Raw genomic sequence first — 24,725 nt, 5'->3', positions numbered from 1 at the left:
TGCCAATCATTAAATTCAGTTAAAACATATGGTTAGGGTAGACTTTGGTGGGGTGCTTAAAATGACACAACATTATTCTCAAATTGAAATTCATATTCGTTGTGCACTTTCAAACAAGCAAGAAGTTGATAAATAAGAAAAAGCACCCGAAGTTCGAGTGCTTTGATTGCGCTGAGTGGCCCTCAGTGAAGAGCTAAAATGTTACCTTTGGAATTGTGGTGATGACAGCAACGCCCAAGTGATTTTCTAATGCCTTACGTGAACGGATAGAGTTGTCAGCCAGCTCGATAAGAGTTGCGATGCCAATTCCTAATCCCGCACCGCCAATGAGCCCCAGAAGGACGAAAACAATACTGGGTAGATTAGAAGGGAGGGTTGGCGTGTAGGGTTCATCAATGATTTTTACCCGTTTGTTTTCTTCGAACACACCGAGAGAACCCGTCAATTGAGCCATCTCATAACGCTCAACCAAATCATCGTATAATTCGCGTTTGACTGCGACGTCTCGTGCAAGCCTATTTATCTCAGTCGCGGTACTACCAAAACGGTTGGCGTTGTTTTCCAGATCTTGAATCATGTTGTAGAGACTATCGGTTTCTTCTTCTAGCGACTCGTATCGACCTCGCATGATTTGCAGCTGATGGAGTTGAGAGACAAGCAAGGGTTGTGCGTCGCCAAGGTTGCTGACCGTTGCCGTACTGGCAATATCCCAAAGCTGATTACTGTTCATTTCCGGTTGTTTAGAATTAATCAGTACGGTACGTTCTTGCTCAAGTCGATTGAGTTCTCGGACTTTACCTTGGACCAGACTGTGTGCTTCGGTGTATTTAGCACGAAGCAGCGTCAACTCACTGCGTATTTCTATGATCTGTTCTTCAATCTTACCGATAACTGGGTTTGTTTTAGAAAGTTGTTGGTCCAAACTACCCAAGCTGCGTTTTACCCCGGCTAGCTCTGCTTCCTTCTCTGCCAAGGATTGCTTGAGACTGGCGAGTCGAGACAAACTTTGCGCCTGCATCTCGGGTGTTGCGTGGGCGTAAGTATTTTTGTACTCAGCAAATGCTTGTTCTGCTGCATCAAGCTCTGTGCGCCTCTTATCGATATGAATCGTCAGGAAATGACTGGAATCTTTAATAGAGGAGCGCTCTGGTGCAAGCAATTGTTCGACAAAATGATTACTGACCGACGTGAGCATCGCTTCCATGCCATCTGGTGTCTTGTTGGTAAGTTCGATTTGAATGAAGTCTTTACCCAACTGTTTGACGGAGAGTCGACTGGCGAGATCTTTAATAATGAACTCTTGTTCTTTTAGATCCATCTCATCGTTTATCAACCCTTGTTCTTGAGCGACGGAGAAGAGCACGTGTCGGCTCTTTAATAATGTACTCAACGCGTTGATACGGTCTTTCAGTTGAGTAGAAACGGCCAGATCTTCAAGAAACGGATTCATTTTGGCGGTTTCCTGTACCAGCATGCTGGTGTGCGCAACGTAACTTGTAGGCAAAAGCTTGCTAACAATAAAACCAAGGACGGGCAGCACTAGCATAGGGACCACGATCAGGTAACGTCGACGCCAGGCGCCGTGAAGCAATACAGATAGGTTTTCTCTTAAATCGCTCATAGTGACCTCACGAGTTGTTCAACTTGAAAGGCTCTCGATGCCCAGCTTTGTTTTTCGATCAAAGCCATAGTACCAATTGGAGGAGGCAGTAAATGATTTAAGCTGGCGCATACATCCTCTGCACCCGCTGCAACATGCAACATCTGTTTGTAAGGCATGAGCGCTGGGAAAGTGGTGCTGATAACAGGTGTGCCGGTTGCTAAATACTCCAAAAGCTTGAGTGGATTACACGCTTTAATCTGAGCATTGTCGACGAAAGGTAACCAACTCGCATCCCAGTGCTGTGAGTAGCTTGGCAACTGTTGATGTGCTCTAGGTCCAAGGTAGTGGACATTAGTTCGTTGTGGGAGCGGGTTGTGGGGCAGTTCGTTTGGCCCAATGAAAACGAGATCCCAATCGGGTGCTTGAACCGCCACTTGTTCAATCAATGCGTAGTCTAACCATTCGGATAAACTGCCGTAAAAGCCAAGTATTTTTCTGCCATTATCTGGCAAGTCGTTAGCTTTGACTGCGGGAGTTGAGAATAAGGTGAAATCCACGCCGTGAGGGAGGGTGACAGTTTTGTTTTGTGGGAATTTAGCCGCCAGTTTTTCACTCGCGGCCAAAATGAGGTCGCAGCAATCAATCAAATCCTCTTCGTGTTCCAAGATCGTTTGATGATCGACGCCGGCGAGTGCACCAAAATCGTCGCCACAATAATAAACGATGCCAGAGTTATCCATACTCTTACACACATCAACGGCAGTCGGCAGAGACGTCCAGAGTACCGGTTTTTCAAAGCCAAGCTCTTTTAGCTTTCGCTTCAGTTGATGTTGCATCATGCTCGAAGCCGCCTTCCTTGCCCATTGAGTCCGCGGGGCAGGGATGGTAAGTAGGTTAATCGTTTGAATGCTGGCGCTCATGTGGCAGTCTTGATTGAACGTTGTATTGTTCTGTGTATGTGCATCAAAAGAGCGTGTGAGTTTGTTAACGATGCGTTTTACGTCTTTTGTCACCAACCTCGGTTGCCTTAAACCGATGGAATTAACCCACAGGATGCGGTGATTGTCTGTCAGATGTTTAATGATATGTTGAGTGGAAGAAGGCAATCCGCCAAAGTCTTCGCCAAACACTACGATGTCCGTCATCATTTTCTCCTTTGAGCCAACTTTATGATTGTTCTAATAAGTAGACTTATCACATTGCGTGCCAAGGAAATAACTTAATAAAAACAGATGGTTGAACTTAACGAGAGAAAGGGCTATGACGCTTTCGCATTTTGACAATCAGATTGAACGATACGATGTATCACAATAGTCAGCGCGGCTAGGATGTATATTGGCCAAGTAAACCCTTGAGTTAAAAAAGTACCGGAAACAATCGTACCGATAAGCCCCCCCAAGACGGCGTTTGCTCCAATAGACAACGTATGGTCACTAGTAGGGGTGAGCATCTGGATGGTCTCACGAGAGGTTCGAATCAAAGACACAATCAGCGCAATAAACACGAACAAGCCAACAAATCCAGTTTCAGCTAACACACCAAACCACGTGCTGTGTACGGCGTGATTGAGTCCGTCCCAATGAGAACTGTAGAAGAAGTAGTTGTTGTAGAAGTTATCTATCCCGATGCCCGTTAATGGGTTTTCTATCGCCATTTTTATTGCGGCTTCCCAAGCATAAATCCGTCCCATTGCGGACTCGTCTATCCCTTCTTCCGCGGCACCGCCAGACGAGCGGCCAGAAATCCCTGCAACGGCATAAAGAACGAGCGCCCCAACCAACCCAAGAGAGATAACTAACGCTTTGCTTTTGATGTGTTTAAACGCGAAGTACGCAAAGACAGAAAGCGCGCCAAGTAGGCCTCCTCGGCTTTGTGTCTCTAATATCGCGAAGAACAACACGACACAGGTGATCAATGCAAACAAGCGAAGAACGAAGCTGGCTCTTTTCTCTAGCAATTGGCTAACAGTAAATGCAAGTGGGAACATCAGTACTAAAGATAAATCATTTGGATCACCAAGTACCGAACCTAAGTCGCGGCTGATGGTCACGCGTGAGCCTTCGACCAATCCTATACCATTACTCGCGTTAGACAGGGCGGTTAAGCCAACCAATAGTCCTGCTAGCATGATGGCTTTCGACATTTGAGCAACTTGTTTTGGTGTGGTGATGAGCCAAGTTATCGCTAGCGTCATTACGATGATCTTCCAATAAACACTGTTGAATTCATCAATCGCAACAGGGCGGTTTGAAGCGAATGCTACGCCTAATGTCACCAGAACCCAAAAAATGGATAACCATTTCAAGCAAGGGTGCCAAAACGCAATAATTTGACGGCTAATCAATAAATGAAATGACAAGGCCATAAGAGCCCCAAGCGAAAGCAGCAAAGGAATTTTGAAGTTGTAAATCACCGGAAAGGTTTCGTGAATCCGAAAGAAAGAAAAAATCACAAACAGAGTCACGAACCAGAAGGTTTGGTTGAGAACAAACAAGATAGCCAATGGCGCAAAACAAAGTACGAGAATCAGAATTGGATTTGGCATCACCAACCATAATAGCGCGATACACGTCGTGAGCGTGATCGCAATGATGGATTGCTTCATTCTCAATTCAGCGCTGATCATAGCGGTGTTCTCTTCATTTGGCCGCGCCACTTGAGCCAAAAGTGGTGCACGTTACTTTTGGTTTGCGCATCAAAGTAACGAAACGCTATGGTCGCGATGAGCACGCAACTTGTGAAACATACCAGCATGATAAGTGGGGTAGAACCGGCTGAATGAATCAAGAATAACGACGCGCCAGCAAGGATATGTAGTATTACCATTAAGCTCAGGTGGAAAGGGAGCTTCATGCATTGTTGACCAATGCTAAAGGTCAACGCCAGTCGACAAAGCTGAGCATAATAAAGAGCGATAAACACACCGAAGATCCCTAGTGCTGATAAGCTGAACAACATCGCAAGACCAATTGCGGCCGGTATTGCATTAATGCCCATTAACCAGTGGGTCTTCCTTTTGTATAGGATGCTAATACACAGCAAGTCGCTCCATTCTTTAAGTAGGGCTATCGGTAAAAGAAACAGAACATAAAGCGACGCTTCTCGATACGCCACAGGTAAGAAATTGTTGATGATGATTACGGCTAATGAGCCTACGACTACGACTAGAAATGTCAGATAGATCATACCTAGATGGGTGATTCGCGTCGCTTCGTTGGCGCCCTTTTTCTCTAAAATCGAAAACCGTCTTGGCGACCACCACATGGCAAAAGGTTGTGCCAAAAAACACATACCAATTGCAAATTTAAATGCGATTGTGTACACCCCTAGCGTTGCTAACGATGCATTTGCCCCAATAAACCAACGTTCTGCACCATTTAAACAAAACATGATTAAGCCCGAGCACATAATGGGATAGCAGTATTTAAAGAATTGTTTTGTCGAGATAAAACTCGGAAGAACCAACTGATAGCGATTGATGAAGTGTAACCAAATTAATTGTGCCGCAGCAGCGAGCAGCCCACCAAGTAAGACGGACAGCACCGTTTGGCTAAATTGAAGCGCGATGATAATGAACGCCGCTTGAAGTGCCGTGGTCGTCACCATCACATACAACAAGGTTTTCGCCTTGTCGTCTTGTAGTCTTAGCCACGCTGTCCCTATCGCAATCGCTCCCTCGAAAGCAATGGCAACCAAGGCAACCATCCATTCTGCCTTAGTAAAAGGTTCTGGTACGGGCATAACAATGATGATCGTAGCCAAGACCAAAGCGATAGGAACAGAAATAAGCAATGAAAGAGAGTAAATTTGGTCTAGCAGTGACTTCCTTTTCTGCGGGTCGTCTTCCACGCCAGCGAAGCGATTTAGGGCTTCATGCAACGCTAGGCTAATGATTAAAGCAATCACAATACCAACAGACGCGATGATTTCCATTTTACCGATTTGTTCCGGTGTCAAATATTGCGGAAGTATTGGTAGCATGATTAAGCTAATACTCTTGTTGATCACCAGTGCAATGGCAAAGAGTGACATGTTGGTCATTGCTCTAGACATGGTCATATCCTTTGACGTTGTTGCGCTTTTTCGCGCTGGATTCGTTTTGTTGTTCTGGGCCTGAGCACAAATGCTGAGTGATTGGGAAGTAACAACGTTCAGCCGTATAAAGTTGAGCGACATTGAGTGCTTCGATTCCCATCGTTACCTTTAACCATGGAGACTCATTGAGTAAGCGAATCGCGTTGTGCAGCGAGGCCGCGTCGTTGGGTGTGTATTTGATGCAATTTTTTCCGTCAGTAAGGATTCGATCCCAGTAACTGTCATCATGTGGAATTACCACACACATTCCTGCGGCTAATGATTCCAAAATTGCAAGACCAAACGGCTCATTCTCTGCTGTTGCAACAAACACACCACATTGTGCTCTTAGGTCATCAAGGTTTGCTGGTGACTCGTACCAATCGACGCCTTTTGCAGTTAAATCAGGGGTTAAGCATTCATCATCAATTAGGTTGGGTTGGATATAACACACGGTTGCTTTGAAGTTTGTGCCGTTTTCCAATTGAATGGCGTCTAAGAGCAAGTCGACGTTTTTGCGTTTTAGAAGAGTCGCTGCCCAAAACACGCGAGAGGACATAGGATTCGCTTGCTTTGGCCAACGCTCTGAAGAGAGACCGTTAACGAATGATGAGGTATTTAGGTCTGCCCAGTAACGTTTAACTGCAGCAATGGGTTGGTTGAGATACGCTTGCAATGCGTGGATTATGGATTCGCGACAACTTGCCAAGTAATAGATACTGGTTGCTTTTGTGACGCAATAACCTGCAGATCGTGATTTACCTACCGATTGGCTGATGATTTGAACGATTGGTTTACGGTTCAATAAGCGCAATAGATACAAAGGCATATCGTTGTTGGGATTAGAAAGGCCGAGTAGCCAATCAATTTTGGGTAATCTGCACAAGATGAACAACAATTGGAAAAGGTAAAACCCATTCATTAACCAATAAGCCAGGCCATGCTGAGAAATAATCGGCGAGCGACGAACTTTAACGACTTGAATACGTTCGTCATCTTTCAGTAACCGATTCCAGTGCTCTGGGTGAGTCGTTGCGACATAACCGACGACATCTCGCTGATCGCACTGTTTTAAGAGTTCAGCATTTGCTGTTTTTGAACCGCTTTGCAACGGGATAGTGTCCAACATCAGTACGTATTTCATGACCCTATCCTCAATTGTGTTTTAGCCAACGAGGCATAGGTTTAAGACTGTGCGTGGGTGGTATAGAAGCCGTAGGCTCATGTGCCAGCTCTGCATGATAAATTGACTCTATCGCGTTCACCGAAGCCGAAACGGTAAGGTGTTGCGTCGCGTAGTGATAAGCATTGTGAGCAATTTTATTTCGCAGCGGAGCATCATTTAGCATGCGCTGCACAGAATTGAGCAGACCGGCCATCCCATGATTGGAATACAGAAGAGCACTGTGATTGTGTTCGACTAATTCAGGGATAACACCGATTTTTGGGGCCACGATAGGCAATTTTGCTAACGCAGCTTGCCCAATCACCAAGCCGTAGTCTTCCTCGTAAGCACCGCTGATAAAGGCATCGACGTTGCCTGTCATCCATGCGTCTTTGTTATGCTGTTCCCCGACAAAATGCACACGGTCTTCAACACCAAGATCCGCTGTGAGTTGTTGTAAGGGGGCTTTTTCTTCCCCGTCTCCAACAATCACAAGGTGCGGATTATTCTGATGATAGTTGTGCATGTGAATCGCGCGAATCAGGCGGTCAAAACCTTCACTTTTAATCAGAGCACCAACGGATAGGAAGGTGAAAGCGTTTTTTGGGATACCGAGGTAGTCCTTCACATCAACCGATGGTTCATTTCGGTTTAACGAAACGCCATTGTGGATCACGTGTAAGTTCTCTTTTGGGTAGCCGTCGCGGGCCAGCTCTTGGCTTATTCCCTTACTGACACAGATCAGCTTTGGCGACATGTGCAAGTCAAGTGAAAACCGATCACGGATGGGATAATGGCAATGCAGCTGCGTAACCAAAGGTATGTGGTTCATTCGTGTCGCCAGACACATCCACTGACAGGTCGCACCACTGTTCACATGCACAAGATCGATAGTGTGCTTTTCGATGAGTTCAGAGCCTTGCTTGATAAGGCGATTCCATGCGCTGATGTCCCAGCGGGGCGTACTCCAGCCTCCGACTAACTTGAAGGGAGAATATTGAGTTTCAATCCCCATCTCTCGGCATTTTTCAATTAAAGGCTCACAGTTCGTCCAGACATAAGGCAAGAACTGCTCACGATCAATGCGCGACAAAAGATCAAGTAATACAACTTCGTTGTGGCGAAGCCAGCTGTCGCCATAATGAACATATAGAATGCGTTTTGGAGTAGCCATCGTCGTCACCTCGGTTTGCCCTTTTGTTTACTGGGATACTGCAACCGAGATGCCAAACCTTATCATTTGTTTAAGTTACTGATTTAATGGAGTAAAGATATTTAAGAGTAGGTAGGGGGAAGAAAGTTTTTCATTATGAGAATGCATATGCATCAAGTTTGATTTTCAATTTGATAGCGTTCAATCAAAATAGGAATGATACTTTGTGAAGAATACTGCTCCGAGATGGTCTTAATGGCCTTTTTGCGAATAAGTGATTGGGTATAGGTGCTCATGGTTATCCAATGGTTGAGCTTGTCTATCAAATTGAGAATATCTGGCGCAATAAATCCATTACTGCCATCTTCAATAAGATCAGATAATCGGCCGACATTTAGGCTGAATACCACAATTCCTCTCGACATCGCTTCTAATGCCGCCATTGGGAGGCCTTCATAGCGAGAAGAGATAATCAATACGCCAATATTGTTCCATACCGCGTTCATGTTGTGTTGATGCCCATGAAACACAACATTACCGGGCGCTTGTTGGGCGAGGTCTTTTCCTTCAGGACCGTCGCCGTAAATAGAAAACTGACGATCAGGAAAATGCCTCGCGATGTCGATAAAGCGATCCGCGCCTTTTTCATGGCTCAATCGACCAACGAATGCGATTTCTTTGTAGCTGCTGTTTTGTGCAGGAAGTGAAACAAAGTTGTTCAATAGCTCGGTTTTTATCGGCAGTTTATTTTGAATACTTTGGCTAACCGCAAAACAATGATCGGACAAACGACCGCTATAACGATCAAGCCAATCGTAAAACCACACTTTTCCCGTTGGTGTTTCTCCGGCATGGTAGGTAGAAATAAGACGAGGGAAGGTACGTGTAAACAGTTCGGCGCTGCGCGCAAGTAAGCTAGCTTTGTAGCCGTGAGTGTGGATAACGCTTGGTTGATGCTCTGCAACCGCAATGGTAAGCCGTTTTACCGCAATGACAGAATGTGTGTCATTATTCTTGGGGCAAAGTTGGTGTAAGTAGCTTACGGGAACATCGGAATCGGCCAACCTAGAAACAAGCGATGCTGGTGGGTTGTACTCAACCACCAATACCACTCTAACGCGGACATGAAATGCTTGTAATCCTTTGGCAAGCTCAAGGACGTGACTTTCTATGCCACCAAAAATGCGGCTGTCGAGTAAAATCCAAACCTCGCCAGCGATAGGTATCTCACGATTGTTCGAGATTAGCCTCATCCGCTTCCCACGCTTGTTTTTTACGATAAACAGTAGATGGACTCAGCTCTAACATTACCGCGGCGTTGAGTACGTTACCATCGCAGTAGGCTATCGCATTTTGAATTGCTTCCCGTTCCACCTTCCACATCGGTCGAATGGTGCCGTCCGTATTAAAGTACGGTGACGCGACTTGTGCAGAAGCACTCATTGGTATCGGTTCGGGTCTGGTTACCGGTTCTTGAGGCAGCATATCGGTAGCGATATGTTCAACGGGCTGTATTGGAGAAGGCTTAGCAACGGTGGTCGGTGCGGGTTCTACGGGCTGCGTAATTACACGTGCTTTTGATGGCTTGCGAGTTAGCTGCGCGGGTAGATGCGCGACGGTGACTTTGTCTTCATTGTTTAACACCACGATGTTACGGATGATGTTTTGCAATTGACGAACATTCCCCGGCCAGTCGTAATGTTTGATCACGTACTGTGCTTCATTATCGATATTGTTGAACTTCTTTTTGTCCTGCTTGGAGTAGGTGGTCAGAAAATGCTTAGCAAGAGTGACAATGTCACTACCTCGCTCTCTGAGTGGCGGCATATCAATAGGTACAACATGGACGCGATAGTATAGATCTTCGCGGAAGCGGCCTTCTTCGACTTCCGTAAGTGGGTCGCGGTTTGTCGCACAGATGATGCGAACATCCACTTTCATTTCTTTGGTCGCGCCAAGTGGCGTGTAAGTGCCTGTTTGTAGAAAACGGAGCAGCTTTTTCTGCATTTCCAATTCCATCTCACACAGTTCATCTAGGAAGAGGGTTCCACCATGAGCAACGGTTGCTGCACCTTTCCTATCTGTTGTCGCACCAGTAAATGCGCCTTTAACGTGACCAAAAATTTCGCTTTCCATTAAATCTCGTGGAATAGCACCACAGTTGATGGCAATAAAGGGTTTGTCACGACGATCACTTTGACGATGGATTGCTTCGGCACAGACTTCTTTACCAGTACCACTCTCACCAACGATAAATACACTAGCAGAGGTTGGAGCAACAGCATCAATGGTTTTGTAGACGGCTTGCATTGGCAAACTAGAACCGATGAATCCATGGTAATTGTGTCGGTCGAAGGTAGATTGAATGTTTTCTACTAAGTTTTCTAACTTGGCACGTTTAAGGTGAAGTGCAACAGAGGTCTTGAGTCGGTCTGCGTTGATGGGCTTTTCAAGAAAGTCTTCCGCACCTTTTTGAATTAAACCTACCGCAATGTCTACGCTGCCATGTGCGGTTGCAATGATGACTGAGGTTGGAATTTCATTCTCATTGATCCAATCAAGAACGTCTTCCCCGGACATATCGGGTAATTTTAAATCGAGAATGATGAGTTGTGGTTTACTTCTCTCAATGAATTGGATGGCCTCACGCCCAGTTTCTACGTGAAAGATGTCGTAAGGTTCGTCCTTGACATACTGTTTGTATAGTATGGCTAGTGAGGTAGAGTCTTCTACCAATAACACCCTTGGTCTCATAGTCCTTTCCCAACTTTTATTCGCTTTCCGTTAAAACCTTTAATCAGTACTGACACTGTATTGGTTCTAACGTTGCTTTGTCAGCTTGTGAGTCAGTTCGCGAGAATGAATAGTTGTCGTACTCTCAAGCAGATAGCTTCTTTTCTATTCTCATTTTGAGAATCGTTATATTTAAGTATTAGCACAGGTTGGGAGTCTTGCAGAAAATTCTTTATTTTTTAGCTAATTAAATAAATCAATATATACCCAAGCGTGTTGAAGTTACCTAGGTATAGACCTTAATCCTCAAATCCTTGCTCCTTTCTCTGATTCAAGGCAATAAAGGAATTTTCGGCGAGTTGCGGCAATGATTGGCATAGGAGTAGGGCTTGTTGAGTTTCACCTTCCACGCAGTGTTTCTCAATGGTTCTCGCATGTCGAGAAAGGGTACGGTTCCCCAGGGCAAGTGCGGAGCTGCCTAGAGTGTGCACCTCAAACTCTAGGGTGTTGATATTGCAGGTTTCTAATGCTTGTTTGATCTTTTCTACCCGTTCGCGAGACTCATCGATGTAGTGCTCAATGAGTGTGGGCATTATCTCAGCGCACGTATCTTTGATCATTTGTTGAAGAATCAATTCATCGACCAATTCAGGCTCTACGGCCACATCTGTGTGATTGTTCATTGGATACGCTCCCTATAAGGTAAATAATTCGCTGTCTTTAATCTGTTGCGATATTTTTGCTTTTAACTTGCCTGGCAAAAAGCGCAGCTTTTTTACCTGACGAATCAATTCGTCTTTTAAGCCTGCATTGTGCTTCATGTTTAATACCGCCCCAAGTAGGTTGGCGTTACTGTTCTCTAATAGTTTTTTGGCTTGGTTAATTTGTGTAGTTGTGGTCGAACCGTAACAGGCGACTAATATGCTCGCATCACAGACGCCTGCAACCACTTGAGCGGGGATGTTATTACGATTTAAGCTCAATAATGGTGAGGTGTCGATGACGACACGATCATATTGGTCCAACCAAGTCTCAATGACTTTTTTAAGCATGGTTGGATCGCGATAAGCGAGTTGCGTGCTGGCCATCGATGGGGCCGTTAAGCCGACTAAGGTCTGATGATCTTCTTCTCTTGCGATGAGCTGTCCGATGCCGTCTTGCTCAGGAAATTCATGCACCGTATTGTATGCAGGCTTGAACAAATTCAAATCCACGTAAAGCGTGTTATGCCCTGCAAGAATCAAACGCTCGGCCAAAGCGGAAGCCACGGATGTCACGCCGTCTTCGGATTGACAAGCGACGATACATAGGGAGCGATGGCCTTTTAATTCGGCCTGTAAGTAGATTTGTTCGATTTCAGCATGAGTCGCAGGAATAGTCATTACAGCGCTCCTATTAACACAATGGTGGTCGTGATTTGCAAAAGGTCACGTAAGCCAGCCCGTGCTTTCTCTGCAAAACTCTCATCTTTGTGTGGAATATAGATAGTGTCGCCCGCGCGGATAACCGGAAGGTCATAAATGTTAGCGGTTTTACTAAACTCGGTTAGATCGAATGTACGAGCTTGGCCTTGGCAACAAGACATGTTGACCACGCTAATTTTTTCTACGTAAGCGTTATCACTTGGTCCTCCGGCTTCTGCCAATAGGTCAAGGATTGTCATATTGTCATTAAACACGTAACGACCTGGGTCTCTCACTTCTCCCAACACTCGTACGGTCGACTCTTTTGAGCGGTCAAGCCAGTTCTTATTCTTCTCAGGGATGTAGATGGTGTCGCCCGGGCGAACATCCGGCAAGATGTTTTCATCACCGGTTTCAAAATACATCGATAGGTTTAATTTGCTGACTTTAGCGTAACCAAGACCACGGTGCGTTACTCGAATATTATGAATATCGGCATCTTTCGTTGGGCCGTCAGCCGCAGAAAGAATGTCGAGAAAGTGCATCTCATTGGTAAAACGGTAGCGGCCTGGAGAGTTGATTTGTCCAAAAACATAAATAGACGCATCTGAACTTTGGCTAACCCATTGTGATTTGTTGTCTGTTGGATCATCTGGCAGGGCATGAATTCGAACCACGGTTCCTGCAGATACGCTCGGTAACTTAGAGGTTGGTGAGCCTTGTAGGATGTACTTGTCCAAATCAAACTGAGTCATCTTACCGTTATTCGCCACTTCTATTTTGCTGGTGTCTGCGCGGCGAGTAGGGCCGCCAACGTGGGCGAGTAGGTCAATCAAATCCATTTCATTGGACCATTCGATTCGACCTGGACGAACCACTTCCCCCATCACTGCGACAGCTCGGCTTGGTGCGACTTTCAACCATGATTTTTCATTCATATCGGTTTTCTCAGGGACGAAAATAGCGTCTCCTGAGGATATTGCAGGCGGTCTCGCAGAAGTGAGCCCCTCTGTGTGTGCCGTAAGGTCGAATTTGATCACTTGTCCGTTCGCTTTAATCACACGGATTTGGCGGGATTCAGCAAAACGAGTAGGGCCGCCAGCGTTGGCGAGAATGTCCATAAAGCTCGCGCCTTTTTTGCCTTCAAATGCTCCAGGGTTTGCGACTTCACCCATAACATAAACAACATTGGCACCCGCTTTTATCTCTTCCTCTTGCTTAGGCACAAAGATGGTTGCCCCTGGTAAGATATCTGGTAGTAAGTTGGAATCACCTGAGTCTAGGTAGCGCTTTAGGTTAAAAATCACTGGTGTATTGTTGGTGATCACACGGATTTGTTCGACACTCGCGAAGCGCGTAACACCACCCGCTCGCATCACAACGTCGACGAGTGTTGTGTTTGGCTTGTATGTGAATGAGCCGGGTGCGTTCACCTCACCAAACACTTTGATAGCTTTCGTTTCATCTGCACTGTCGCCAGAGTTGGCCAGTTTAGCAGCGTCAAATTCTTGCTCTATGTTACCAACGAGAGGAGAGGCAGGGACGAAGAGAACATCCAGAGATTCAAGCGTCGGCAGTTGGGTGTCATCACCAGTATCAAGGAAGCGTTTGTAATCGAATTCGATGTTCTTGTTACCGCGCTTGACGATGATTTTATCCAGCTGCGCACCAGCACGGAGTCCACCGGCTTCGTATAGGAACATTTGAATGTTAGAGCCGGCTTGTAAAGTGTATTCTCCGGGTTTGACCACATAGCCTTGAACGGATATGAGTAGTTGCTGCTGCTTGATGAAAACGCGCGCGTTGTTCACGTCTCGATAAACGGATTTCAGGTTTTCGATAATCACATCTTGAAGTTGCTTTTCATTATATCCAGCTACAAATACAGGTCCGATTTCCGGTAGGCTGATGCGACCTCGTTTATCGACTTGGAAGCCTTTGTTTAGTGAGGCTTCTCCTGGAAGGTTGATTTGGACTAAATCACCGACTTTAACGACATCGTCTTCCGCAGCCCAACTCGCATTTATGTTGATCATGCAAAGTAACAAAAGGGCGACAATCGATTTGAGGATGCTCATAGCGTGTCTCCCATTTCTGTTGTGCTGTCAGAATTTGAGTTGAGTACTTCAATGCTTACTCGGCGGTTGGTCAAGCGAATCGCTGGTGTTTGTCCTTCGTAGAGTGGGAGCTTTTCACCCACGGATTTTGTTTGCACGCGATCAGAGGTGATACCGAAGACATTGAGGTATCGTTTTACTTGTTCTGCACGTTCTTGTGCGAGCTTTTGGTTGTATTCCGGTTCGCCAGTAACGTCGGCATGACCCGTTACCACTAAGGAGAGAGAAGGGTGCTCTCGTAAAATGTAAGCCGCTTCCGCAAGGTGTCCCATGTACTTTGGATTGATTTCGGCAGAATCGACGGCGAACTGATTATCGATATTGAGCAGGTCATAGACGTCAGCGACGATGTTTAAGTCGCTGCGCAGAGCTTCAATGTCTTGCGGCGGCGAGCAAGTGGTTTGAGAGAGCACGTAATCAAGTTGTTGTTCCAGTTGGCTCAATCGACGACGCTGAATCACAATATCGTTTGCAGCATCAAGTAAAAGCCCGCCCTCGAGTTCTCTTGCGATTCGATTTTGCTTTTCTAATGCTTGCACTACGGCAGCAGGGAAACACCATCTTGCGCCTTCATCAATTAAGGCATCTAAATGAAGTTTTGTGAGTTGCCAATCGAAGCGAAGCCCATGCTCTGGGCCAAGAGGCTCATCAGGCATAACCGGTGAAAACTGATAATTCTCGATAGAAATATCTTGGTAACTTTCCGCCATGCCGCCCTGACCATGATCGGGGTAGCTAAACGCTGAGCAACCAACAACGCCGACAACGAGACCGCTCATTACACTTTGTCGTATTAGATTCACCATGCCAACCTCCGTATTAACCGGTGTTTTTAGTGGCCTTTTGAATTGACGGGAATCGCATGATTTATACGTAACAGGCTCATTATCTCTAACGGTTGTCCCGATACGTTTTCGATTATCATACTGCGTTCACGTTCAACTAGGCGCTTATATAAATAAACAATGGCACCAATCCCTGAGGAATCAAGAAATTGGACGTGTTTGAGGTTGATTTCGACTTCCTTGTGATCATCGCTGTGAATTACCTCATCAATATGATGCTGAGCTTGACGACAGCCTTTTGCGTCTAAATCACCAAAAAATTCGATGGTCAATGTGTTTTGGTCGGTTTCCAATTTTCGCAGTTCCATAGTGCATTCTCCGTTAACAAACTGTCTGGTTGGTATAGAGCACGGAACATGCCAATAATAAAAGTTCATAAAAACATGCAGTTACTTATGCAAGTTCTTGGTTTTTATATTGAGAATTAAGGCGATTTCATTTTGAGAATCAAAAACGCATACAGATCGAAGAATTTATAAATGCTATTTCGATCTGAACTTTATGTGCGCGTTTGCATTTGCTTACTTATGAGTGTTGCTCTAGATCGTAGAATGCAAAATGTTGAGTAGGTGAATTGATCGACTTACGGTTCAATGGAGATGCTTTTTTGTACAAGGTCCCCACATGCCATTAAGAATGACATTGATTGCCCTCGCTGTAATTGCTTCTGCTCAGCCACAAGCTGATCCTAATTTACTTCCACCTGTCTCTTTAGCTGAATCATACCAAGATGGTATCGATGTCTCTCAGTATTGGTATAGCGAGAAACTGGATGGGATTCGAGCGTATTGGACCGGTCAACATCTCGTTACACGCAACGGCAACCGCATTTACGCGCCAGAGTGGTTTACCAAGGTATTGCCAGATTACCCTTTGGATGGCGAGTTATGGGCTGGTCGAGGAAATTTCCATCTTGTTCAACAAACGGTATTGGATAAAACGCCAGTAGAAGGCGCATGGCGACGAATCGATTTTATGGTTTTCGATATGCCGTATTCTGCGGGTGATTATCAAAAGCGCTACTACAACATTCAAGATCTGGTGTTTACGATTGACGCCCCTCATATTAAATACGTTGAGCATCGTGCAATTCAAGATGAGAAACATTTGTTCACGCAATTGGACCGAATTTCGCAATCTGACGGCGAAGGTGTGATGTTGCGAAAGGTATCAAGCCGATACCAAGCGGGTAGAGGTAGTGATTTACTCAAACTTAAGCGTTATGAAGATGCAGAGGCCTTAGTATTGGGCTACAAACCAGGAACTGGTCGTTTATTGGGTATGATGGGCGCCTTGTTGGTTAGGTTGGCAGACGGCACTGAGTTTTACATTGGTAGCGGCTTTACCGATGACGTTCGAAAATCTCCTCCTCGAATAGGATCTACCATTACGTTTCGCTACAACGGTTTTACCCATAATGGCAAACCAAGATTTGCCCGATTCTTGAGAGAACGGGCTTCACAATAAATCTAAATAACGGCGTATAAACGGCTTGAGCTAACTATTTCCGACTTTCACACCACAACGTTTAAATAGATTTTTCCAAAATTGCACATGCTTCATTGTTTCCTCACGAAACTGATCGTGTGCTTTTTCTATTCCATAGTTTGCACCATGAGCTTGCATTCTCTTTTCAACAAGGGAAAGTCCCCCGTCGAGTTGCTGATAGGTACTGTCGACGTATGCCATGTAAGGTTGAACCTCTGCAACATAAATTGTTTGGAAGACGTTTCTCAAGTAACGAAATTGCGTGGTATCACGGTTGGCACCACAAATGATTTTGTCTTGGTTTGCTTCGAGCATGTGTGTGGTTTGTTCTAACCAATGAGTCGCATCAATCAAAGTGTAATAGAGTCGACCAACGAGACGTGTTTTTTCGATCTCTTCTTGGTAGTTCACAATGGTCACATCGGGCAAGCGAGAAAGAGTGCGATATGGTGTTTGATACATTTCATCCAAAGCAAGGAAAGCATCTCGTACGTGTGCAACTTGGTCTTTGCTTTCCAATGGTAACCATTCAGATCCTGTTAGCTGTTTGCGCATGGCATCGCTAGTCAGCAACATATTGTCGAGATGCACTGTTAGATGGTGCCACTTCTGGCCGTACAAACCGTTCAGCTTTGTATTTTCTTCATCACTCAATGGGTAATCACTCAAGCAGCCATTCAGTGTTCTCAGCAGGTTGGTTTGATAATCAAAGTCGTAAAAGGCGTCTTGAACTTTACCCAGTTGAGAGTTTTTTTCTGCTAGTAAGTTAAACAAACCACATTGACGCAGTTGGTAGCTTTCGAGTAAGCCAAGTGATAGACGAGGGAGCTCTTGAAACAGTTCTCTTTTATCAGGAATAGTGACAGCGGGAGAGGCTTCTAACTCCGACTCCGACGTATCTAACACGTTGGCTAGGCGTTGATTGTATTTTTCGAATACCGCTTTCTCTGGGTTAAACCAGTCGTTGCACCCACTTAGTAAGGTTGTCGGTAGTACAAGCGCCGCAGCAACAAGGGAGCTTCTTACAAGGGAACTTCTCACAGCATTTCCTTTTTAATCACTTAGATAAGTATACCGCTTAACGAATATGAGAGATCAAAAAAGCCAGCGAGTGCTGGCTTTAAAATTTGGCGGGTTGAAGTTCGAGTTATTGCTGAGAGAAATTCAACTGAACTTCTGGCTCTTGATGGTGCATCCAACGTAAACGAATACCCAATAGGAAAGCCGCTGAAGATAGGCCTATGATGAAGCCCAACCAAAAGCCTTGTGCGCCCATTGGTTCAACAATCCAATCTGTGCGGCCAAGAATGTAACCAATTGGAAGTCCCAATAACCAGTACGCAACAAAGGTACGGTTGAAGATTGCACGCATGTCTTTATAGCCACGTAGTGCACCAGCAGCGATAACTTGAACCGCATCAGTGCATTGGTAGATTGCAGCAAACAGCAATAGCACCATCGCTAGTTCGATAACTTCTGGGTTATTCGTGTAAAGCAAAGCGATTTGCTCACGGAACAGAACCGTAAGAATCGCGGTCATCATTGCTAACGCTAAACCGACCATGACGCCAACACGAGAAGCGACGCGTGCGCCATCGACGTTTTCTTCCCCTAGACGGTGACCAACACGAATACTGACTGCGGCACCTACACTCATTGGCAGCATAAACACCAATGAAGAGAAGTTAATGGCGACTTGGTGCGCGGCAACAATGATTGAACCTAATGGAGAGACCAAAAGCGCGACCACAGCAAACAATGTCACTTCAAAGAACAATGCAGCGGCAACAGGGAAGCCGAGCTTAAACAGACGAATCTGAGCTTTCAGCTGTGGTTTATGAAATTCGCCAAACAGATTGATGCTTTTTAGACGAGCAGACGTAGTCACATAAAGGAAAAGCAGCCCAAACATCACCCAATAAACGATGGCTGTTGCGACGCCACAACCAACACCACCAAGGGCTGGCATACCAAACTTACCGTAAACGAAAATCCAGTTTAATGGGATGTTCAACATTAGGCCGATGAAACCAATCACCATGGCAGGCTTGGTTAGAGACATGCCATCAGTAAAGCTGCGTAACGTTTGGAATAATAAGAAAGCGGGTACTGCAAAAATAACCGCGTGGATGTAACCAACGGTTTTCTCTGTCATCGCTGCTTCTACATCCATCAATCCAAGTATGAACTTAGTTTGGAACAAAACGCCGATAATAGGGATGCTGATCAACAATGCCAAAACGATGCCTTGTTGGATCTCAAAAGGAATTTTTACTCGACGGCCAGAACCATTTAATTGAGCGACAACAGGTACAAGGGCCATCAATAAGCCAACGCCAAATAAAATTGACGGTAACCAAATACTTGCTGCAACAGATACCGCAGCCATGTCAGTAGCACTGACGCCACCAGCCATGACGGTATCCACAAACCCCATCCCGGTTTGCGCGACAGAAGCGATCAACACAGGGGTCGCCAGTTTAATAAGACTCGATGCTTCTTCTTTATAGCGATGCACGAAATACTCCAGAGCGGAACAATAAGTTGAAAATGAAATAAGTTGAAAATGAAATAAGTTGAAAAGATAGGGAGTACTCGAGGACAAAAGATGTGATGAACTGATCTGATGGTTGATTTTAGTCACTATAAGGTGAAAAAATGCCTCGGAGGAACTCCGCGCAGATGATAAACAATTGTATGCCCAGATGCCATACCCACAAGATAGGGATTTTTGGTTAATTGATAGACAATGGTAAAAACAGCTTGCGAATGTTCGTTCTGGCTATCAGTCGCTTCTAACAAATAGGTAAAGAGAATGTTTACAGGAATAGTTCAGGGTACGGCTAAAGTCGTTCAAATCGAAAAAAAAGAGCGCTTTCAAACTCACGTTATCGAACTTGAAGGCTCGTTAAGTGAAGGGTTAGAGATTGGAGCCTCGGTCGCACACAATGGTTGTTGTTTAACCGTCACCAAAATTGAAGGAACGCACATCAGTTTCGATCTAATGCAAGCAACCTTAGCTCTTACAAACCTAGGTGCATTGATAGAAGGCGACAGCGTAAATATTGAGCGAGCAGCCAAATTTGGTGATGAGATTGGTGGCCACAGTATGTCGGGGCACATCAGTTTAATGGGCGAAATTGTTGATGTGATTGATACACCAAACAACCGCACCATTTGGTTTGCACTGCCGCAAGAATCAATGAAATATGTACTTGCTAAAGGGTACATCGGTTTGGACGGTTGCTCACTGACCATCGGCGAAGTCGAAGAGAATCGATTCTCGGTGCATTTGATTCCGGAAACCCTGCAAAGAACCTTGTTTGGTGCGCGCCAGGTTGGAGAGAAAATAAACATTGAATTTGACCCGCAAACCCAAGCCATCGTCGATACGGTTGAACGTGTATTAGCAGCAAAGCAGTTGTAAGGCGTTTACTTATGACCGGAAACAAGAAAGGAGCTTAACCGCTCCTTTTTATATTTTGTGTAGATGTTTACTTCATGTAGATGATTACTCGGGGGGATTAAAGCTCTCTATTCGTAGTTATCGTCAATGAACAGTTCTACCTTTTCGTGCATCTCATCCACTTTCATGTTGAGGTGGATGGCGTGGCAGCACGCAGGGCAGTCGTCATAAAACTCTTGGTTACCATTACTTGCATCTAAAGTGATACCGATAGAGTGCCCACAGTGAGGGCATTTAACATGTCTTTCAGTGTAATTTTGCATACAAAAACTCCTAGTATTGCAGGGCTTTTAATACTTTGGTGTCTCGAAAATTCAGCCCTTGAACACTCGTCTTCTCTCTGGTGCAGAGATTCAAATTAAGTCGAGTTACTTTGAATATTAGGTGCAGTTGTTGCTAATTGAGTCGAAATAAGTACAAAAGTTGACCCCAAACTCATGATTGAGCTTGGGGCTTTAAACTAGGGTGATGTGCGTCGAATTTTTACATTCGGCAATGATCTTTCCCTTCCAGATCAATAAGAAATAATCTTCTTAATTATCGATTGGGCCTGTTCAAGATAGTGACCTCCGAACAAGTTACAATGATTGAGGATGTGATAAAGGTTGTAGATGTCTTTTCGTTCATCATAGCCTGTGGGTAATGGCGCAACGGATTCATATCCTTGATAAAACTCCGGTTGGAACCCACCAAACAGCTCAGTCATCGCGATATCACATTCACGATCTCCCCAATAGCAAGCAGGGTCAAAGCAGATAGGGCCAAATGGTGTCAATGCCGTGTTCCCATTCCACAAATCACCGTGAAGCAATGATGGCTCTGGAGCGTGATTGGCTAAAAGCTGTTTCACAACATCAATAAAGTCATCGATATCGACGAGGGTGACACCTTTTTCTTTCAGCAACTGTAACTGCCAACCTATTCGTTGCTCAGAAAAAAAGACACACCACTTTTTATGCCATTGATTTGGTTGAAGGGTAGAGCATATGTAATTGTCGGAATCAAATCCGAACTCTTTCTGTTCTCCCCACAAATGTAAACGCGCCAGTTGCTGGCCAAACTTAAAGCTGTGCTTTGCATCTTCAAGTGGTTTGGTTGGTAGGTAATTCAGGATCAAGAATGAGTGGGTTTTGGTTTTGCCCGCTAACACGACTTCAGGGACGAAAACCGTCGAGGTTTCACGTAACAAGTGAAGGCTTTCTACTTCAACTTCGAACTTAGATAAAAAGTCTCGATCATTGAGTTTGACGAAATAGCGCTGTTCTCCGTCATTGATCATGTAACTCTCACTGATGTCTCCACCAGAGAGGCGTGTCTTCTCAGTGATTTGATATTCGAACATCAAGGTATCAGAAAGCTGTTGCGATATTGCTTGCCACATACAAAACCTCGCTTATCTATTTGACCAACAATAGTTTAGGATAAACGGCGGAAGATTGACGCGCAGTTGAGCAAACTTCGACAATAAAACTGCTGCATATAGTAGAAAATGTGCATAAGTGTGAATCATGTCGCCTATAACCCTATGATTTATGGACTTAACATATGGAGCTATTGGTATACAACGAGTATTATTATTTTTTTGACTTTAGTTCCATTGGTGGCATGAAAATACTGATTTGTGATGATTCGGCGGTAGCACGAAAGTTGATATCCCGTTCCATCGTACACGAAACATCATTGCACCTGATCGAAGCCCAAGACGGTTACGAAGCGTTGACGATTCTAGCGGAACAAAATATTGACGTTTTGTTTCTCGATTTAACGATGCCGATTATGGACGGGTTCGAGGTACTAGAGTCTCTACCGGTCAGCAATTATCCCACTCAAGTTGTCATCATTTCTGGTGACGTTCAGCAAGAGGCTAAACAACGTTGTTTAGATCTTGGCGCAATCGACTTTATCGCCAAGCCTCTGTCAGAAGAACAGGTTATCCCGCTATACGAAACGTTAGGGTTGCAATACGCATTTAGCTCGAGTGGGAATGCAGCGCCAGCCCCCGAAATTGAGATTACCCCTCTGGCGAAATTTCGTGAAGTGGCCAACATCGCGTTAGGCAAGGGTGCTGCGATTATGGCCGACCATCTTCATGAGTTCATTCAACTGCCAGTGCCCCACGTTGGTCCATTGTCGTATGGAGAACTGCATATGACGTTAGTGGACGTGATCGGTCGAGACAGTTCAGTTGCCGTTGCTCAGCGATTTGTTGGTGGTGGTATCCATGGTGAAGCTCTAGTTTGTTTGCGTGGCAAAGACATCAATCAAATCGGAGAGCGCCTTGGTTATTTGCTTGAGTTCACTCGGCACAACGAGATTATCCTGAATGTGTCGAATCTTTTGGTATCTTCATTCTTAACGTCACTGGGTACACAGTTGGATAAGCAATTTTCGTTGCGCCAGCCTGCCATTATAGAAAACGTCATTCCATACAATGAAGAGAAGAGTGAATCTGGTGAACTCTTTACCATCGAATACACCTACATGGCAGAGGCGCTCGATTTTGAGTGTGAAGTTCTGTTTTTGATAGATAAATCATCCGTAGAAATCATCTATGAAATTATGGAGCTAATCTAATGTCCGAAATTACGCTGGACATAGCAGACTTTCATTGGGTTACCCAAATACTCGATACCATGGACTCAGGGCTCATCGTTTTAGATGAAGACTATAAAGTCTGCGTGTGGAACAGTTTTATGCAGTCTTACAGTGGCATATTATCGCAGAATATCCTCGGTGAATGTTTGTTTGACCATTTCCAAGATTTACCCCGAACTTGGCTAGAGACCAAGCTCAAGACGTCCGCGGATTTAGAAACTCGTTCATTTTCAAGCTGGGAAAACCGTCCATACCTTTTTAAATTCAACAACTTTTCGCCGGTTTCCAACAGCAGTCATTTGATGTTCCAAGATATTGTTATCACGCCGTTACGCTCGTTATCAGGCGAAGTGAGCCACATAGCCATTCAAATCAACGATGTCTCGGAAACCGCGCGTAATAGAATCCACTTAAGAGAAACCAACCAACACCTGTCTGAAATCAGCCGCAAAGATGGATTAACCGGATTATTTAACCGTGCTTATTGGGAACAGTCACTGAAGGAAGAATTCAATCAACTTAAAGTGATGGAAGGGGCGTGCTCATTGGTTATTTTTGACATCGACCATTTTAAAAAAGTCAATGATACCTATGGTCACCATACTGGGGATGAAGTAATCCGTCGGACGTCCAGTTTATTGCGGAAAACCGCACGCAGTAGCGACGTGTGTGGGCGTTTTGGTGGAGAAGAGTTTACCGTTTTATTGCCACATACCAACCAAGAACAAGCGTCCTATTTCGCAGAGCGTCTTAGAAAACGAATTGAGCAAGAAATCGTGAAAGTTGAAGACTTTTTGATTAACTACACGATAAGTATCGGTGTTTGCGAGTATAAATCTAACTTTGAGAGTCACACACAATGGCTGAAGAGTGCCGATGCAGCGTTGTATCGCGCGAAAGAGAATGGACGCAATCAGACTTGTTGTCATCAAGACGACTAACCTAATTGGATAAAAATCATTCAGTTGGCGCATCAATGCTTGTTAATATGAAATAAGTTAATGAAATTTTCTCGGCATGTCTTACTATTGAAACTAATTCGCTTTCATCTTCGAAGGCTTGCATTAAACGGAGAAAAACAGTGGTTGTAGAAACCGATGGATATCTCGCTCTTATAGAGCACCTGTCACTTAACTTAGATATTTTCACGTCTGAAATTGGTGACACAGGAACAGAAAGCATCGAAGATGTCGTGAATGACATGGTGGCGTCGAACATCATGGCGATTTTCGAACAAAACCCAGAACTGCATTCAAGTGTACGTTTCAAGCTACTTAAAGAAGCGGATGCCGTTGTTGAAGACCTTGGTGAAGTGTTAGCTGGCGTTTGGGGTAAGAAAGCGACCAACGAGCAAATTGCATTCCTTGATGAATACATTGCGCTAGTGAAAAACTTATTTGATACCGCTGTCGCGACTTACGATTGAACCTAGTCTCTCGTCATTTCGAACTAAAGAGGAGTTACATGGTAACTCTTCTTACTTGCCAAAACTTCGATGCCCAATATGGGTTGTCTATTCTTGAAATGATCACGCCTTTCGATGTAGAAGCGTGCATAAACTGCTTATTCCCTAGATAGATACCAACATGGTAAGTGGTTCTTCTTGTTTTGAAAAACACTAGATCACCCTGTTGTGCATCTGACCAGCTCATCTCTACGCCTCGCTTAGATTGCTGTCTTGTCGTTCTTGGTAACGACATTTGATATGCCTCGACAAAGGCTTTCTGTACGAAGGCAGAACAATCAATACCAGACTTTTTGGTTCCACCCAAGCGATAAGGCGTGCCTTCCCACTCATCATAAAAGTCGAACAGGCCCCGATTGTCGGAGAGCAGTTCAGTAACAGGAAGAGAGACCTCAGCTTGTGTTTCTGGATCGGGGGCGGACGAACATGCACTAAGTAGTACACTGATTATCAAAGGAAAATAAATACGACGCACATCACCCACCTGTCATCCCTACAACTTAAAACTGAAATATTAATGTCATGACCAATACCTAGTATGGGCAACAAATCACGTTTTGTCTCACTTCTGTGACGAATAAACGGAAAGTTGATTCAAACCCAAGAAAGAACATTAAT

Annotated in this window: 23 protein-coding genes; 5 read left to right on the top strand and 18 right to left on the bottom strand. The window is 44.8% G+C overall.

The window, feature by feature from the left end; all coding sequences use genetic code 11:
• Positions 1-193: 193 nt before the first annotated feature.
• The 13 genes from C1S73_RS02555 to C1S73_RS02495 form a co-directional block, all read right to left on the bottom strand.
• Entirely contained in the window at positions 194-1,621 is a 1,428-nt protein-coding gene (locus tag C1S73_RS02555) for a GumC family protein (protein ID WP_038872650.1), read from the bottom strand.
• Positions 1,618-2,748, bottom strand: a complete 1,131-nt coding sequence (locus C1S73_RS02550) for a glycosyltransferase (protein WP_038872653.1) — start codon at positions 2,746-2,748, stop codon at positions 1,618-1,620. The genes C1S73_RS02555 and C1S73_RS02550 overlap by 4 nt, the downstream gene beginning before the upstream one ends.
• Before the next feature lie 113 nt (positions 2,749-2,861).
• Positions 2,862-4,229: an O-antigen ligase family protein gene (locus C1S73_RS02545; RefSeq protein WP_038872656.1), complete on the bottom strand. Its 1,368-nt coding sequence runs from the start codon at positions 4,227-4,229 to the stop codon at positions 2,862-2,864.
• Positions 4,226-5,656, bottom strand: coding sequence for a lipopolysaccharide biosynthesis protein (locus tag C1S73_RS02540; RefSeq protein WP_038872659.1), 1,431 nt, complete (start codon positions 5,654-5,656; stop codon positions 4,226-4,228). The genes C1S73_RS02545 and C1S73_RS02540 overlap by 4 nt, the downstream gene beginning before the upstream one ends.
• A complete protein-coding gene (locus C1S73_RS02535; RefSeq protein ID WP_038872662.1) occupies positions 5,649-6,821 on the bottom strand; it encodes a glycosyltransferase family 4 protein in 1,173 nt (390 codons plus the stop codon). The genes C1S73_RS02540 and C1S73_RS02535 overlap by 8 nt, the downstream gene beginning before the upstream one ends.
• Before the next feature lie 10 nt (positions 6,822-6,831).
• Positions 6,832-8,016, bottom strand: coding sequence for a glycosyltransferase (locus tag C1S73_RS02530; protein WP_038872665.1), 1,185 nt, complete (start codon positions 8,014-8,016; stop codon positions 6,832-6,834).
• 152 nt (positions 8,017-8,168) lie between these two features.
• A complete protein-coding gene (locus C1S73_RS02525) occupies positions 8,169-9,248 on the bottom strand; it encodes a glycosyltransferase family 4 protein (RefSeq protein WP_038872668.1) in 1,080 nt (359 codons plus the stop codon).
• Entirely contained in the window at positions 9,223-10,749 is a 1,527-nt protein-coding gene (locus tag C1S73_RS02520; protein ID WP_038872671.1) for a sigma-54-dependent transcriptional regulator, read from the bottom strand. The genes C1S73_RS02525 and C1S73_RS02520 overlap by 26 nt, the downstream gene beginning before the upstream one ends.
• 278 nt (positions 10,750-11,027) lie before the next feature.
• On the bottom strand, positions 11,028-11,411 hold the full coding sequence (locus tag C1S73_RS02515) for an Hpt domain-containing protein (RefSeq protein WP_038872674.1): 384 nt from the start codon (positions 11,409-11,411) through the stop codon (positions 11,028-11,030).
• Between the two features lie 12 nt (positions 11,412-11,423).
• Positions 11,424-12,110 (bottom strand): AAA family ATPase, encoded by a 687-nt coding sequence (locus C1S73_RS02510; RefSeq protein WP_038872677.1) that lies wholly within the window; start codon positions 12,108-12,110, stop codon positions 11,424-11,426.
• Positions 12,110-14,209, bottom strand: coding sequence for an SLBB domain-containing protein (locus C1S73_RS02505; RefSeq protein ID WP_038872680.1), 2,100 nt, complete (start codon positions 14,207-14,209; stop codon positions 12,110-12,112). Before C1S73_RS02505 ends, C1S73_RS02510 begins: the two co-directional genes overlap by 1 nt.
• The gene (locus C1S73_RS02500) at positions 14,206-15,054 is read right to left on the bottom strand and encodes an OmpA family protein (protein ID WP_038872683.1); all 849 of its coding nucleotides are present in this window, start codon (positions 15,052-15,054) and stop codon (positions 14,206-14,208) included. Before C1S73_RS02500 ends, C1S73_RS02505 begins: the two co-directional genes overlap by 4 nt.
• 26 nt (positions 15,055-15,080) lie before the next feature.
• Complete coding sequence (locus tag C1S73_RS02495; protein WP_038872685.1) at positions 15,081-15,401, bottom strand: STAS domain-containing protein; 321 nt, start codon at positions 15,399-15,401, stop codon at positions 15,081-15,083.
• Positions 15,402-15,717: 316 nt separating this feature from the next.
• Here C1S73_RS02495 and C1S73_RS02490 point away from each other — a divergent pair, with 316 nt between their 5' ends.
• A complete protein-coding gene (locus tag C1S73_RS02490) occupies positions 15,718-16,560 on the top strand; it encodes a DNA ligase (protein WP_038872688.1) in 843 nt (280 codons plus the stop codon).
• Between the two features lie 30 nt (positions 16,561-16,590).
• Here the strand turns inward: C1S73_RS02490 and C1S73_RS02485 are convergent, their stop codons facing one another.
• Positions 16,591-17,622, bottom strand: a complete 1,032-nt coding sequence (locus C1S73_RS02485; RefSeq protein ID WP_038872692.1) for a DUF3080 domain-containing protein — start codon at positions 17,620-17,622, stop codon at positions 16,591-16,593.
• A 106-nt stretch (positions 17,623-17,728) separates the two neighbouring features.
• Positions 17,729-19,099, bottom strand: coding sequence for an MATE family efflux transporter (locus C1S73_RS02480; protein WP_038872695.1), 1,371 nt, complete (start codon positions 19,097-19,099; stop codon positions 17,729-17,731).
• 297 nt (positions 19,100-19,396) lie between these two features.
• Here C1S73_RS02480 and C1S73_RS02475 point away from each other — a divergent pair, with 297 nt between their 5' ends.
• On the top strand, positions 19,397-20,008 hold the full coding sequence (locus C1S73_RS02475; RefSeq protein WP_038872698.1) for a riboflavin synthase: 612 nt from the start codon (positions 19,397-19,399) through the stop codon (positions 20,006-20,008).
• 107 nt (positions 20,009-20,115) lie between these two features.
• Here C1S73_RS02475 and C1S73_RS02470 read toward each other — a convergent pair whose 3' ends face one another.
• Together C1S73_RS02470 and C1S73_RS02465 are read right to left on the bottom strand one after the other, a co-directional pair.
• Positions 20,116-20,310, bottom strand: coding sequence for a CPXCG motif-containing cysteine-rich protein (locus C1S73_RS02470; protein ID WP_038872701.1), 195 nt, complete (start codon positions 20,308-20,310; stop codon positions 20,116-20,118).
• A gap of 251 nt (positions 20,311-20,561) precedes the next feature.
• Positions 20,562-21,428, bottom strand: coding sequence for a fructosamine kinase family protein (locus tag C1S73_RS02465; protein WP_038872704.1), 867 nt, complete (start codon positions 21,426-21,428; stop codon positions 20,562-20,564).
• 224 nt (positions 21,429-21,652) lie between these two features.
• On the opposite strand from C1S73_RS02465, the gene C1S73_RS02460 reads away from it, so the two are divergent.
• The 3 genes from C1S73_RS02460 to C1S73_RS02450 all read left to right on the top strand — a co-directional run bounded on the left by C1S73_RS02460 (position 21,653) and on the right by C1S73_RS02450 (position 24,068).
• A complete protein-coding gene (locus tag C1S73_RS02460) occupies positions 21,653-22,621 on the top strand; it encodes a response regulator (protein ID WP_038872772.1) in 969 nt (322 codons plus the stop codon).
• Positions 22,621-23,583 carry a GGDEF domain-containing protein gene (locus tag C1S73_RS02455; RefSeq protein WP_038872706.1) on the top strand — a complete coding sequence of 321 codons (963 nt, stop codon included), beginning with the start codon at positions 22,621-22,623 and terminating at the stop codon, positions 23,581-23,583. The genes C1S73_RS02460 and C1S73_RS02455 overlap by 1 nt, the downstream gene beginning before the upstream one ends.
• A gap of 140 nt (positions 23,584-23,723) precedes the next feature.
• Positions 23,724-24,068: a DUF3802 family protein gene (locus C1S73_RS02450; RefSeq protein ID WP_038872708.1), complete on the top strand. Its 345-nt coding sequence runs from the start codon at positions 23,724-23,726 to the stop codon at positions 24,066-24,068.
• 34 nt (positions 24,069-24,102) lie between these two features.
• Here the strand turns inward: C1S73_RS02450 and C1S73_RS02445 are convergent, their stop codons facing one another.
• Positions 24,103-24,591 carry an NlpC/P60 family protein gene (locus tag C1S73_RS02445; protein WP_038872711.1) on the bottom strand — a complete coding sequence of 163 codons (489 nt, stop codon included), beginning with the start codon at positions 24,589-24,591 and terminating at the stop codon, positions 24,103-24,105.
• Between the last annotated feature and the right edge of the window lie 134 nt (positions 24,592-24,725).

This window comes from Vibrio jasicida 090810c (assembly GCF_002887615.1).
Lineage (GTDB): Bacteria > Pseudomonadota > Gammaproteobacteria > Enterobacterales > Vibrionaceae > Vibrio > Vibrio jasicida.
The sequence above is the reverse complement of the archived record's forward strand: the minus strand, read 5'-3'. Positions and strand labels throughout refer to the sequence as shown.

Excerpts from the sequence above, each read along its gene's own strand:
- C1S73_RS02555 (WP_038872650.1), bottom strand. The coding sequence starts at position 1,621 with ATGAGCGATTTAAGAGAAAACCTATCTGTATTGCTTCACGGCGCCTGG.
- C1S73_RS02550 (WP_038872653.1), bottom strand. The coding sequence starts at position 2,748 with ATGACGGACATCGTAGTGTTTGGCGAAGACTTTGGCGGATTGCCTTCT.
- C1S73_RS02545 (WP_038872656.1), bottom strand. The coding sequence starts at position 4,229 with ATGATCAGCGCTGAATTGAGAATGAAGCAATCCATCATTGCGATCACG.
- C1S73_RS02540 (WP_038872659.1), bottom strand. The coding sequence starts at position 5,656 with ATGTCTAGAGCAATGACCAACATGTCACTCTTTGCCATTGCACTGGTG.
- C1S73_RS02535 (WP_038872662.1), bottom strand. The coding sequence starts at position 6,821 with ATGAAATACGTACTGATGTTGGACACTATCCCGTTGCAAAGCGGTTCA.
- C1S73_RS02530 (WP_038872665.1), bottom strand. The coding sequence starts at position 8,016 with ATGGCTACTCCAAAACGCATTCTATATGTTCATTATGGCGACAGCTGG.
- C1S73_RS02525 (WP_038872668.1), bottom strand. The coding sequence starts at position 9,248 with ATGAGGCTAATCTCGAACAATCGTGAGATACCTATCGCTGGCGAGGTT.
- C1S73_RS02520 (WP_038872671.1), bottom strand. The coding sequence starts at position 10,749 with ATGAGACCAAGGGTGTTATTGGTAGAAGACTCTACCTCACTAGCCATA.
- C1S73_RS02515 (WP_038872674.1), bottom strand. The coding sequence starts at position 11,411 with ATGAACAATCACACAGATGTGGCCGTAGAGCCTGAATTGGTCGATGAA.
- C1S73_RS02510 (WP_038872677.1), bottom strand. The coding sequence starts at position 12,110 with ATGACTATTCCTGCGACTCATGCTGAAATCGAACAAATCTACTTACAG.
- C1S73_RS02505 (WP_038872680.1), bottom strand. The coding sequence starts at position 14,209 with ATGAGCATCCTCAAATCGATTGTCGCCCTTTTGTTACTTTGCATGATC.
- C1S73_RS02500 (WP_038872683.1), bottom strand. The coding sequence starts at position 15,054 with ATGGTGAATCTAATACGACAAAGTGTAATGAGCGGTCTCGTTGTCGGC.
- C1S73_RS02495 (WP_038872685.1), bottom strand. The coding sequence starts at position 15,401 with ATGGAACTGCGAAAATTGGAAACCGACCAAAACACATTGACCATCGAA.
- C1S73_RS02490 (WP_038872688.1), top strand. The coding sequence starts at position 15,718 with ATGCCATTAAGAATGACATTGATTGCCCTCGCTGTAATTGCTTCTGCT.
- C1S73_RS02475 (WP_038872698.1), top strand. The coding sequence starts at position 19,397 with ATGTTTACAGGAATAGTTCAGGGTACGGCTAAAGTCGTTCAAATCGAA.
- C1S73_RS02470 (WP_038872701.1), bottom strand. The coding sequence starts at position 20,310 with ATGCAAAATTACACTGAAAGACATGTTAAATGCCCTCACTGTGGGCAC.
- C1S73_RS02465 (WP_038872704.1), bottom strand. The coding sequence starts at position 21,428 with ATGTGGCAAGCAATATCGCAACAGCTTTCTGATACCTTGATGTTCGAA.
- C1S73_RS02460 (WP_038872772.1), top strand. The coding sequence starts at position 21,653 with ATGAAAATACTGATTTGTGATGATTCGGCGGTAGCACGAAAGTTGATA.
- C1S73_RS02455 (WP_038872706.1), top strand. The coding sequence starts at position 22,621 with ATGTCCGAAATTACGCTGGACATAGCAGACTTTCATTGGGTTACCCAA.